Genomic DNA, 13721 nt, shown 5'->3' with positions numbered 1-13721 from the left:
AATGAAGCGGGCAATGCTAAGAAAGTTGCTGCTTAGTAGGGCGATCGCCTTTAATTAGGGCTGGACAACGACTATTTTAGTATCTCATCCAGATACTATTTTATTGAGGCCTCATTTTCTAGCCATGGGAGGTTTTTTCTCAGTTAAAATTGAGAATGAAGGATGGAAGAGTGTGGTAATTAAATATGACAGTGAAACCAAAACTTTTTACTTTTAGGATATTAAAAAATGAGTGATTCTATACATAGAAATGCCGTAATTGGTGATACTCATGCTAATGATATTTTCTCAGCCTATTCATCAGGAATTCCCGGGCTTCCTATTTGTAGTTCTCAACTTGATGATGAGGTAGAGAAACTGATAACTGAGGGTTATTACGACAGGATTTATATAAGTCCGAGCTATCCATTAGCGGGGTTGAAAAAAATCACAGAAATTCGGTCTAAATATGCAAATCCTGAAGAGTGTATATCCTTTGAAAAAAAAGATAATGGATTCTATTCTAAAGTCGATTGGCGCAATTTCATTAAGGATGAAAAAGAATCTTTACTATTATGGAATTATTGGAAAGACAGACTCAAATATCTTTATGGATTATCTGAAAAAATTTGGATTTTACCTATAGCTTTATATTGGTATGAAATGAAAATTCTAGAGAATATACCCAAGATTTATGCCGACATTGTTAAAGAATTTGCCCGATGTGTTGATGTAGCTGCTATTTTAAAAGGTAATCGTTTTCACCATAAAAATAAATATGGGCAATTAACTAACCAAGGGATAATTCTAATTTCTCAAGCTATAAAGACACCAGAAACAACTTCATAATTAAGAGCCTTTTTTTCTGTGATTTAAGCCTGGGTCTTTACCCATAGCTTATCATCAATTATTCTGTCAAAAGTAGTCAGTAATGAAATATCTAGTTATGAAAAAATCTCGTCACTCCAGGATTTGTTTGGGGACGAGATTTATTTTTAGATATTTAGGGGCGATCGCTAATCAGTGGGTATTAATTTCCACTCTTCGTACCGGTCGGGAGACGGACTATCATCTTCATCATTAAACCAAACTAGATGGCCTTGTAAATTCCAGTAGTCTGGTGAGTCTATGGTTATATCTAGAAGATATTGCCAGCGAGATTCTGAGCCATACCGACAACAAACCATTCCTACTACTGTTCCTTTGTTGTCGGTGTTTGCTATTTTTACTAAGTCCCCAAATTTATATTCTGGTGTGGGGAAGTCGGAGGGGAAGTTTGAACAGCAAGATTTGGCGCGTTTTACTTGACGTGCCTGTACTGATTGAAGTACCATAATTATTAACCTTTAAGTTGGTGTTCGCAACTCTTGGGCCAGAAAAAGGTAGGTTTTGCTAGAACCTATCTTTTTCGTTTAAAAAAGCCTTGTGATGAGTTGTATAACAAATTTAGCAACGTCTAGAAAAAATGTCAACTATTGGCTGTGTCGTGACGGTGAAACGTCCCAATAGCAGGAATTTTTAAACTTTTTCAAAATCTTGATGGAGGAAAAAGGCTTTTGCCTAATTACCTCATCCCCCATCGTGAGGCAACAGATAACCTCTAGCGCTTACTACTGAGCCACTAGAATCTAGCCACTATTAGATATCTGTTTATATTTTAACTTTTTTGACCAATCTCCAGCAAGGGTGGCTCTGATTTTTTTCTTTTACAACGAGCGATCGCATCCCTGCTTTTACCTGGAAACTAAGTAGGAGCGATCGCTCTCTCATTTTTGTAATCAGTATTTAACTATCGCCAGCGTCCTAGGTGGCCTCCTCTCCCGGCCCGTTAGGATGCTGGCATTTTTTTCTGGACTTCATTCATTGCGGGCTTACCTCAAGCGGGCCTGACATTAGTGGTGGTAAATTGTTTTTCAGTTTCTACTGAGTAACGAGAATGATAGGTTTGACAGGTGTGTGACGGCTACAACCATTGCCTATGATGGATTTGATGGGTATGTAGGGTTTTTAAATCTATAAAAATAGAAATAAATCAAAGAGGAGGAAAAATATTTAAGAAAAATATATATAAAGATGTCGAGTTACCCGTCATACCCGTCAAATCCATCATCGATAAGAGCTTCAGCCTTTCCATACCCTTGAAACCCATAATTTTCGTTGCCATGAGTAGTGGCCATTGACTCTTTACCTGCGAGGTAATTACCTGATACACTTTTGATACACTTTTGATACACTTTCTGGATTTAATTCATCGTCAGGTAAGGAGCTAAAACACTTGAGGAGTAACGGCTTAACTAAAAAGCGGGTAGGGGGAATCGAACCCCCATCATTAGCTTGGAAGGCTAAGGTTTTACCACTAAACTATACCCGCGTATATTTATTTAATATAGCACACTTTCTCAAAATTGCAACTAAATCAGAAAAAAAATATTTTGGCCTTATCAATCTTAACAAGCCTGCGGCTAGAAGTCAGGAGTTACCTAACTTATGACTCCTGACTCCTGCCCTCACCCATAAGACTTTTTCAGCAAACCCTAGGTAACGCTTCAATAATGGATAATGGATAATGGACAATATCAAATCCGGTTAAACAGTTATAGATTGCTTAACTCAGGAGGAGACAGGAGACTCGATACTGGAGTCAGGAGGAGAAAGAATTGTAAAGATGAGCATAGTTATGAAGATAGGAAATTTTTTTTATGTTCAATTAAACGGATTTGATATAATTACCTCTCCCTTTTAGGGAGAGGATTGACCAAAAAGGAAAAAATTTATTTTCTTCCCCTTTATTGGGGAGGCTTTAAACCTGAATTATCTAATTATTTAATTGTTTAATTGTTTCGGTAAAATCTCCACGAACATTGATTATGTCTCCTGTCTCCTGTCTCCCATCTCCTGTCTCCTATCTCCTGTCTCCTGCCTCCTGCCTCCTGCCTCCCATCTCCTGTCTCCTGCCTCCTGCCTCCTGTCTCCTGTCTCCTGTCTCCTTCTTCAACTTATGGGACTTCGACTCACCACAAAGCCCAAAATATCTTCATCTATGCCTTTTAGCTTCAAATAGCCATGATTTTTCACCATCTGACTATCCAAATACTGGGCCACTATGGCTGATACCAAAATTGTATTCGGCTCTGCGGCCTCTTGTAAACGGGCTGCAATATTTACTGATGGACCAATAGCTGTATAATCAGACCGCTCTGGCCCACCAAACATCCCCACCACAGCATTTCCTTGATGAATTCCACAACGAAACCTCACGGGAGGCACCCCATTGTCTCCAATCAATCCCAGACGTTGCCAACGCTCATTCAACTTATCTAAAGCTTCCAACATTGCCTGAGCTGAAGCTACAGCTCGTCGCACTTGCTCTTGTGCAGTCAATTCTTCAGGCGAACCATAAATTGCCATCACAGCATCCCCCACAAACTTATCCACAGTACCACCATTAGCAAAAATAGCTCTAGTCATTTCTGCCAAATATTCATTTAATAGTTCTGCGATCCGAGATGACTGCAAAATATTCGACATCCGAGTAAAACCCACAATATCACTAAATAAAACTGTTACCAACCTTGGTTCTGGTGTCAAATCCAAAGCCAATTTTCCTTCTGCTGCTCGTTGTACCATTTCCGGTGGTAAAAATCGCCTTAAAACTGATTCCGTCAAGTAAGAATTCAACTCTTGCACCTGTCGCTCATTCTCTTTCAAAACCAAAAAATTTCTGACTTCTGCTAACAATTCTCGATCGTTAAACGGTTTCGACAAATAAGCATCTGCTCCTCTTTCCACACCTTCAATTCTAGTATCTTCATCTGCTTTAGCGGTTAACAAAATAATTGGCGTACCACGCAATTGTTGTTCTTCTCTAATCATTTTGATTAAATCCAAACCAGACACAACTGGCATCATTAAATCAGTTATGATTACATCAGGATGATGAATTTGTGCAACTTCAAATCCCTCAGCTCCATCCCTAGCTAACACTACATTCAAATTAGATTTTCGCAGAATTCTTGACACATAGTTTCTCAAATCTGGATTATCGTCTACCACCAAAATAGTACCTACTGCCAGATCATCACTATTAACTGTAGGAAGATTTTCTTGTTTATCTACAGCTTGTAATTCCTCTGCTTCTTGTAATTCTGCTTCTACGTCCGCCAACTCAACAGCTAACTTAGTCGCATCAAATTCAGCAGGTACTTCTGATACTTGTCCCACAGGTAAATGGGTACTTCCTGTTAGCAGCAAAACTTTAAAAGTAGTACCTCTACCATAAACTGATTCTACACTTATTTGACCACCATGAAGTTCTACTAATTCTTTAACTAAAGCTAAACCTAAACCACTGCCTTCATAAGAACGATTTGCCGAACCTTCTGCTTGCCGAAATCGTTCAAATAAAAAGGGGATTTGTTCTTGACGAATACCAATACCAGTATCCTCTACCTGCAATAAACAATGCTCTCCACCAGACTCAACTGAAATCGTAATCTTACCTCCAGCAGGAGTAAATTTCATAGCATTTGAGAGTAAATTGTAGATCACCTTATCAAATTTTTCTATATCTAAATATACTGGTTGGCAATCATCACAAAAGTTTGTAACTAGGTTGATTTCTTTTTTCTGGCAGTAGGGAGCAAATGATTCGACTATATTACCACATAAAGCAATAAGACTACAAGGGCGAAAACTAGGCTGCATTCGTCCTGCATCAAGTCTTTGCAAATCTAGTAATTGATTCACTAATCTCAAAAGACGACGAGAATTACGTAGCGCGATCGTAGCAGGTTCTACAGGTAAATCTTGTTTGAAGTTAACTGCTTCCTCTAATAATCCAATCATTAAAGTCAGAGGAGTACGAAACTCATGGGAGATATTCTGGAAAAATTCTGTTTTGAGGCGATCTGCTTCGAGTAGTCTTTCTGCTTGTTCTTTGGTGGTTTCATAAAGACGGGATTGTTGCACGGCGATCGCTGCTTGGGAAGCTACTACCTCAGCTAGTTCAATTTCAGAAGCTTGCCATTCCCGTTCAGAAGAATTGTGGCGCAGAGAAATACTGCCAATAATTTGACCATCAACGGTTAGAGGGACTACCATCAAAGCACGAGCATAAAAGCGTAACGGCAGTTCAGATTCATCAAATTCTCTATTTTGATTCAGATCGCTAATTGCTACCGTTTTTTTTGTTTGTAGCAATTCTCTTAAAACAGGATTGCTAGTAATAGGAACAACTGACTGAGGTAAATTTATTGGAGCTAATAACTCCTCATCATTAGATATTTGGGTTTTGCTCCCATATCTATCTGACAGAGGATTGGTTTCACTAGAACTAACAGAGGATTGACCTTTAGTATCATATAATCCTACACAGTGAACATATTCATCCTTTTCCGTCCACAATGAGAGAACGCAACCATCTACTTGCAATGCTTGTCCTAACTGCTGAGTGATGGCAGCAAAAATATCTTGAGGATTCAGACTAGAGCGAATGGCAGTGGTGATGGTATTGACCAGACTTTCTCGTTGGGCAAGACTTCTGAGTTGTTCATAAGCACGAGCTTGAGATAGAGCTAGAGCAGCTTGATCGGCAACTGTAATTAAGAGTTGAACTTCATAGTCTTCCCAGTTTCGGTATTCCCCACACTGGTGCAGTGCTAAAACTGCCATTAAGTCTGACCGGGAAAATAGAGGCACAATTAGACTAGAACAGATATTCGCTGCTAGGTAAGCTTTTCTACGTTGTTCAAGTTCTAAGCTCTCTCCCTTTAGTCTTTCGTGATTTTGGATATCTGAAATAATTTCTACATCAGTTGTTTCCCAAATAATATGAGGCCAAATTTCTTCTGATATTTTAGGCAGATCCTTATTAGCTCCTTCTTCAGAATTATCTTCTTGATTCTGGTAAATAACAAACCATTCGTCTTCTCCATGGCTATCTTGGAAAGGACAACAGATCGCTAAACTCACTTCAAACATTTGACCAATACTTTCTACTATCCTCTGGAACATCTCCCGATAATTGGGGGCCGAGCGAATAGTATTGGTAACTGCGTATAGGAGAGATTCTTGCTGAAGGGCACGACGTAGTTCTTCAGTGTGGGATTTGAGGACATTGTGGGTGTCAACTGCCTGCTTTACCAGTGCTTTGAGTTCCCCATCATCCCAAGGTTTAGTCACATATTTAAAGACTTTACCAGAGTTGATAGCTCCTACTAAGTCTTCTACGTCTGTATAGCCAGTCAAAATAATCCTAATAGTATTAGGATATTGGTCAGCAGCAATGCTTAAGAGTTCTGTACCACTCATTTTGGGCATTCGCTGGTCTGAAATAATTACAGCTACTTCCCCAGATTTTTCTAGAGTTTCCAGCGCTTCTGGTCCACTTTCGGCTCGCAGCACTTTGTAGTCTCGGAAAAAGGCGCGGTAAAGAAGGTCTAAATTATCTGGTTCGTCATCGACAACCAAAATTTTCGGTTTGGGTTTTTTTTGTCTCAAACTCATGCACCGCTCTCCGTGCTTTCAGGGCAGTTATGATATGATGTGCTGATTTAGGCACAGTTATAAATATTACTCCATTCGGCTTCGAGACTGATTAAGAAGGTCTTTTTATACCTATTTAATCAACCAAGAAGCCTATTTCTTCACTGTGATATTTGCCGTCGGAAATTTAAGTTTACCATCAGGATTATTAGAATTGTGAGTGAGGATATTTCTAGTTAACCATAATCCCCAATTCCAAGCGTGACGGGCTACAAAGCGCGTGTTTAGCTAGTAATGTTTTTTGTTGGTTATTTGGTTTTAGTTCAGCGCGTGAATCCAAGTAACATAAAACAGATAATTCCAGATTTTTATAGATAATACCAGATTTTAGTCAACAGTTACAAACCCCAGTAAAAAGGCTATTTTAATGGTAATAGTTATTATTAAAACTTCAGTCTATTAAGTTCATAATTATGTATACATAAGTATTTATTCCCAGGATTCAATTCTTGAAAATTTTCTAATAGTTTTTTTATTTAAAACAAAAACTGTTTCTGTTTAGAACATAAAATTCAGTCAAATTTTCTAGATTTTATGAATTTTTTATCTTTTTATACATATTCCTCTTCCTGCATATTGCATATACTAATTTGTTAGTGGCCTTTTTTTGTTTTCAACTATCCCTTGATTTAGTATAGTCAAATTTGTCAGATAATTTCTTAACATCATCTGTTGGTTTTAACTTTAAATCTATTCTAGGCTTTAATCTTAATTTTAGCAGAAGACCTGTGTTCTTAGGTGAGTTTTCGACTATTGCCGGCATGAAACCCTGCACAACAGGAAAGGAGTCCTATAAGAATACCAACTTACATCATCATTTATAACAATCTTAGTTTTTAATGTATTACTTCGGCTTCTCAACAGTAACACCATCACAGCCACACACATAATAATTGTTATTCCAAAGCACTTTTTTTCCAATAAATTTTTTGTAGTTTCCTTTTCTGAAAAATGCTCCGTAAAGATCAGGAAGAGTGTCAGAAAAAATTATGCGAGTTCCTGTCTTAATTTAGTTGATTAACTTACTTAAATGGTGTTGTTGTAGGTAATGAAATAGTATATAAACATAGTCAGTTTCACTATTAAATTTTATCAGCTCACATTTTTTATTTTCTATAGTCTTAAAAATCGTTTATTCAATAAAAATAAACATTTCATCCGTCAATAATTTTCTTCTATTTTTAGTTACTAACACCAAAATATAATTGATATATAATTTTTTTATAAATAAACTTTAAACCCATATTAACCTGAAAATATATCCATATTATATATACTAATAGACAGTATATAGCAATCCTAAATAGGTCGTAACAATTCACATAGACTAGAAATAAACTCCAAAACTCTTACCCATTGCCCATTGCCCATTGCTTATTCCCTATTGCCAAAAATTATGCTTTATTTTTGCCACGAATATGCGGATGATTGCTATATCATCTCGGAGAAATATTCACATTTTAAAAAATGATGTTATACCAAAATACAGGAAAACACATCCCTCTCTTAAAACAGTTTGGCTATTCAATATTTGAATATTGCCATTTTTTCAATTTTTTGAATCCAATATATCGACAGATTAGTAAAAACTTCATTTAGAAAAATGCAGTAACCAATGACTTAAATTAAAATAGTTATCTTAGCTAATAAAAGTATATATTCAAAAGTAACAGCCATTTTAAAAAAATCTAGATACCCCTTTTCAAAACTTTTTTACCGATATATTTATAACTCTCAATTTTTAATGTAAATATCAGAATAAATCCACAATTTATCTAGATAATTTTCAATTCTGTGATTCATTAATTAAATTTTCTAAGATAGGTGAAACAATTCCTAAAATTCACAGAACAGATATAATTGAAGATAAATTTAAGTCAATTTTGTTTCAAGAAGTTGTGTTAGAGTCTCTGAATAAAATGTAATATTAAAGCAGGATATAATATCATGTCCGGATGAACAGTCATAAATAATTAGGGAGGAGTTAGGTAGCGGATGTCTCCTTGGCAACCTACAGTCAAGAAGGAGAAGAGGGGAAGGAATAGAAAGTTTTTTCGGTCGCGCACCTCAGAACGAAGTTCTATCGCCCTCTTATACCGACATGATATAACTTGGTAGAGGCAATTAATTTTTAATAAATGAGGCAGCAAACCCCTTGCTCAATAGTGTTTTTCGGTATCTTCCAGTTAGGAATGGCATTGGGTACTTCATTATAGATATTTATATATATATAGCTTGTGAGTATATTGTGAACCCTTTCTTTTTTTTCTCAAAGTCTGTTAAACCTCAAGTCGAAAAATCTAATCAATTTTACTTTTCAATCCGTATTGCTAAACCACAGGATCTCAAGAGTATTTCCGAAATCTTGACCAATAGTTTTCATTCTCGTGAAGGAATTATGAGCTATGTTTATCCTTTTTTACGACTAAGTATTTATGAAGATTTACGAAATCGTATTCGTTCTAAAGGTGAGCATTATTTATGTATTATTGCTATGGTTATCAAAGATAGTAAGTCTACTGAGAATTTATCTACTATTGAAGGCCAGGATTTGGTGGGAACTGTAGAAATTAGTGTACGCTCGCTGCAGCAAAATGGACTTCTATTTCTGAATCCTTGGCAGTTGGATAATTTTGAGTATGCTTATTTGTCAAATTTGGCAGTTGATGCTGATTATCGACGATTAGGAATTGCTCAACAATTATTAAATTTTTGTGAACATAGAGTATTAGAATGGGGGTTTGGTGACCTATACCTTCATGTATTAGAAAATAATTATAGTGCCCGGAGACTTTATCATAAAGCTGGTTACAGATTACAAGAAGTTGAGTGGACTTTCGGTTCTCTATTATTTGGGCAACCCCGAAAGTTACTTTTGCGTAAATCTTTTTCAGGTAAAACTTAATTCTTAAGAACTAAGTTATTTAGGTGTTGACAATTAGATGAAAAAAATGGCATCTTAGTATTCTTTAAAGTCAGCTTTTTGCCAAACAAAATTTGGGCTTAATTAAGGTTTGCTGAAAAATTATTTTTTAAGCAGTGGGGGAGTAATTTTTTTTGCTCAACTCTTGTCTTTATATGCTAACTTTTTGAGAATTTTCAACTGAAAACCAAGCACTTTGTTAGACTATAAAAACCATAAAACTTTTGTATGTCAGTGCTTTGAGATTTAATCAGCAGAACAATAATTAACTAACTATAAATTTAGATAAATTATTTTGTTTTCTTTTTGAGAAAGAGTAATTTTTTGGTATTGTTATCAACATTAACTATTTATTGAGTCCTTCAACGAAGAAAAAACATGAAAAGTTTTACGACTGAGTTTTTCAGCAGTGTGTGGCATAAGTTCCCACAACAAATATCTAAGTTAGTAGCTACATTAGTCGCAACATTTGTCTTACTTTTTGTTGGTACAATTTTTCTGCCACTACCTTTCGCCCATGCAGCAATGGTTTTATACTGTGATGGATTGGACGGTGTGGGCAATCCTTATACAGCAACCTATCTAGATGGATCGTTTACTCAAGTCCGGTTTGATCGTTCTCCAGATTTACCCCCTGTAGTTTCGGAATTAACCTACGATACTGTAAATGAGCAAGGTGAACCAATTTACCGAGGTGCTTATTTAGGAGCAGCAGATGTCGTTCTTATCGATACATCAAAAGGTAATGTCAAACCTGGTTCGGAAATATCAGTAGCAGTTGATAATAACTGGAACGTAGAAAGGGGTATTTGTGGAGTATAATAAATAGGCTTTAGGGTGTGTCAGTTACTGGCAACTGGCAGACCCTAAATTATTACTGGATTAGAGTACCACTCAACACTTAGCTATCAGCAATTAAGTTCTCAAGGTTTATAGTTAGGAATTAAACTTTACATTTTACCTGAATTTTTCAAAAGTCTCAAAAGCTTCATATATTACTGAATTATACTTAGATTAATTAGCAAAATATTCTGGAAATTATATTTCAAGGTTTCTCAACAAAAAAGCAAATTTATCTATAATTTATTCAATTATTTTCGTAGTAAATTTTTCGGCTCGATGACCTGCAAAAGTAAGTATTTAGCATTCAGCAGTCAGCTCTGATCTATGAGTAATTAACTTCATTATTATAGAAGAATAAATTGTCTCCAAGAAAGAAAATTAAATTTAGTAGAAGTTAAAAGGGTAGCTGCTTTATTTATTAAAAACCTGAGAGCTGAGAGCTAACTGCTAATAGTTATTTACTTAAATTAATTACCAAAATTTTCAGGCAATTCTATTTCAAAGTTTCTCAGCAAAAAAGCAAATTCATCTGTAATTTATTCAATTATTTTCGTAGTAAGTTTTCCGGCTCCATGACCTGCTAAAGTAAGTATTTAGCATTCAGCAGTCAGCTCTCAGCTATGAGTAATTAACTTCATTATTATGGAAGAATAAATTGTCTCCAAGAAAGAAAATTAAATTTAGTAGAAGTTAAAAGGGTAGTTGCTTTATTTATTAAAAACCTGAGAGCTGAGAGCTAACTGCTAATAGTTATTTACTTAAATTAATTACCAAAATTTTCAGGCAATTCTATTTCAAAATTTCTCAGCAAAAAAGCAAATTCATCTGTAATTTATTCAATTATTTTCGTAGTAAGTTTTCCGGCTCCATGACCTGCTAAAGTAAGTATTTAGCATTCAGCAGTCAGCTCTCAGCTATGAGTAATTAACTTCATTATTATGGAAGAATAAATTAGTCTCTAAGAAAGAAAATTAAATCTAGTAGAAGTTAAAATGATAGTTGCTTTATTCATTAAAAACATGAAAGCTGAGAGCTGACCGCTAATAGCTATTTACTTAAATTAATTACCAAAATTTTCAGGCAATTCTATCTCAAAATTTCTTAGCAAAAAAGCAAATTCATCTGTAATTTCTTCAATTATTTTCGTAGTAGGTTTTCCTGCTCCATGACCTGCTTTAGTTTCAATTCTAATTAATACTGGATTATCTCCTATATGAACTTCTTGTAAAGCAGAAATAAACTTAAAACTATGAGCTGGAACAACCCGATCGTCATGGTCAGCAGTAGTAACTAAAGTGGCAGGATAAGATATTTCTGGCTTTAAATTATGTAGAGGAGAATAAGCATATAAAGCTTTAAATTCTTCTAGATTATCTGGAGAACCATAATCACCAACCCACGCCCAACCAATAGTAAATTTAGGGAAACGTAACATATCCATTACTCCTACTGCAGGTAAAGCTGCACCAAATAATTCTGGTCTTTGAGTTATACAAGCACCTACTAATAAACCGCCATTACTTGCGCCAGTAATAGCTAATTTTTTTGAGCAAGTCCAGTTATTTTCTATTAACCATTCAGCAGCACTAATAAAGTCATCAAATACATTTTGTTTCTGTTGTTTTGTTCCTGCTTTATGCCACTCTTCACCATATTCTCCTCCTCCACGAATATTGGCTATTGCATAAATTCCTCCCATCTCTAACCAGACTAATCTACTGATAGAAAAATTGGGAGTGATAGAAACATTAAATCCTCCATATCCATAAAGAATAGTTGGATTATTGCCATCTAGTTTGACACCTTTTTTATGAGTAATAAATATGGGGATACTTGTACCATCCTTACTACTATAAAAAATTTGCTTTGTTTCAAATTCATCGGGATTAAAATATACATTTGGTTGGCGATAAATTTTACTTTCACCACTCACCATATCGTATTGATAAATAGTTGACGGAGTTGTGAAACTAACATAACTATAAAACGTGGTTGTGTAGTGACGTTTGCCATAAAAACCACCCACTGAACCAATGCCAGGTAATTCTACATTTCTGACGACGGAACCATCAAGATTAAATATTTTTATCTGAGTATGAGCATCTTTTAAATAGAAAGCAACAAACTGATTATTCAGTGTGCCTACTCCTTGCAATGTATCTGTTGTTTCGGGAATAATTTCTTGCCATTTATCTTGATTTTCTCCTGTTACTAAAGAAGCAGATGGGGGGTTATTAATATCAATAGCAATAACTCGTCTTTTCGGAGCATCAAAATCTGTGACAAACCAAAAGATATTATCATCATTATCAATCAGACGATATTCAGCTTCAAACTCACTAATTAATTCTACTATTGGCGGATTTTGGATAGTTAAATCCTGATAAAAAACCAAATTTTTGCGGTCTGTACTTTGCCAAACTGTCAAAATCAAATATTTGCCATCTTCTGTAACATAACAATTAAAACTCCATTCTTTTTTGTCAGGTTTTTCATAAATTAGTACATCATCATCTTGAGAAGTACCTAAACTATGATAGTAAACCTTATGTAAATAGTTAGTCTCTTTTAACTCCCCTTCTTTTGGTTGTTCATAACGACTATAAAACAGACCCTGATTATCCTTTTTCCAAGTTGGTCTATAAAATTTAATCCATTGCAAAACATCCGGCAACTCTTCTCCAGTTTCAATATTTTTGATGCGCCATTCTTGCCAATCTGAACCAGCTTTAGAAATACCATAAGCAATTAATTTGCCATCTTTACTAATAGCAATTCCCGAAAGAGCAACTGTTCCATCTTCTGATAATTTATTAGGATCTATCAAAACTTTTGGTTCAGCATCTAAAGTAGGTAAAGTGTATAAAACACTTTGATTTTGTAAACCATCATTTTTGTAATAGAAGTAGCGATCGCCTTCTTTAAAAGGAACGCTATATTTTTCATAATCCCAGATTTGAGTTAGTCGTTTTTTGATAGTTTCTCGTTCAGAAATTTCTGCCAGATAATTAAAGGTAATTTCATTCTGAGATTTTACCCACTCTTGAGTTTTTTCTGAGTCAGGGTTTTCTAACCATCGATAAGGATCGGGAACTTGAACACCGTGATAATTTTCTACTGTGTCTGTTTTGTCAGTGATGGGATATGTTAGAGGTTGTTTTGGATATTTCATATTTTTGATTTGTGAATTGTTTCTCTAATTTTAGAAGTTGATTGAATTTTTATCAAGTAAACATTGTCTAACTTTTGTGATTAATTTTTGTCATTGTCACAGTCGGAAAATTTCCAGATTTTGGGATTTTGCGGATAATTTCTAGACTTGCCTAGAAAATTTTCAACAGTGGAAAGGTGGAAAAAGATAAACGATGGAAAGATGGAAAAAGATAAACGATTACTCCATGGCAAATATTTCGGGAATTTTTGTCATTCCCAC

The 13721-nt window shown here is 35.2% G+C and carries 8 protein-coding genes and 1 tRNA gene; 3 read left to right on the top strand and 6 right to left on the bottom strand.

All coding sequences use genetic code 11. The annotated features are described in order from the left end of the window. Positions 1-228: 228 nt before the first annotated feature. Positions 229-828, top strand: coding sequence for a hypothetical protein (locus F6K40_RS12440; protein ID WP_293136174.1), 600 nt, complete (start codon positions 229-231; stop codon positions 826-828). Between the two features lie 167 nt (positions 829-995). Here the strand turns inward: F6K40_RS12440 and F6K40_RS12435 are convergent, their stop codons facing one another. The 5 genes from F6K40_RS12435 to F6K40_RS41350 form a co-directional block, all read right to left on the bottom strand. Beyond that, positions 996-1313 (bottom strand): hypothetical protein, encoded by a 318-nt coding sequence (locus F6K40_RS12435; protein WP_293136172.1) that lies wholly within the window; start codon positions 1311-1313, stop codon positions 996-998. A 747-nt stretch (positions 1314-2060) separates the two neighbouring features. Continuing rightward, entirely contained in the window at positions 2061-2213 is a 153-nt protein-coding gene (locus F6K40_RS12430; protein WP_293136169.1) for a hypothetical protein, read from the bottom strand. A gap of 66 nt (positions 2214-2279) precedes the next feature. Beyond that, a tRNA-Gly gene (locus tag F6K40_RS12425) sits at positions 2280-2350 on the bottom strand. A gap of 620 nt (positions 2351-2970) precedes the next feature. After that, positions 2971-6483, bottom strand: a complete 3513-nt coding sequence (locus F6K40_RS12420; RefSeq protein ID WP_293136167.1) for a response regulator — start codon at positions 6481-6483, stop codon at positions 2971-2973. Between the two features lie 1048 nt (positions 6484-7531). Beyond that, positions 7532-7639 (bottom strand): hypothetical protein, encoded by a 108-nt coding sequence (locus F6K40_RS41350; RefSeq protein WP_375340563.1) that lies wholly within the window; start codon positions 7637-7639, stop codon positions 7532-7534. Positions 7640-8770: 1131 nt separating this feature from the next. On the opposite strand from F6K40_RS41350, the gene F6K40_RS12415 reads away from it, so the two are divergent. Both F6K40_RS12415 and F6K40_RS12410 read left to right on the top strand, forming a co-directional pair. Beyond that, on the top strand, positions 8771-9427 hold the full coding sequence (locus F6K40_RS12415) for a GNAT family N-acetyltransferase (RefSeq protein ID WP_293136165.1): 657 nt from the start codon (positions 8771-8773) through the stop codon (positions 9425-9427). Positions 9428-9823: 396 nt separating this feature from the next. Then, complete coding sequence (locus tag F6K40_RS12410; RefSeq protein WP_293136163.1) at positions 9824-10267, top strand: hypothetical protein; 444 nt, start codon at positions 9824-9826, stop codon at positions 10265-10267. A gap of 1081 nt (positions 10268-11348) precedes the next feature. Here the strand turns inward: F6K40_RS12410 and F6K40_RS12405 are convergent. Further along, on the bottom strand, positions 11349-13460 hold the full coding sequence (locus F6K40_RS12405; RefSeq protein ID WP_293136161.1) for a prolyl oligopeptidase family serine peptidase: 2112 nt from the start codon (positions 13458-13460) through the stop codon (positions 11349-11351). Between the last annotated feature and the right edge of the window lie 261 nt (positions 13461-13721).

Source organism: Okeania sp. SIO3I5 (assembly GCF_010672085.1).
Lineage (GTDB): Bacteria > Cyanobacteriota > Cyanobacteriia > Cyanobacteriales > Microcoleaceae > Trichodesmium.
Note: the sequence above shows the minus strand (reverse complement) of the source record. Positions and strands in the feature narration are given on the sequence as shown.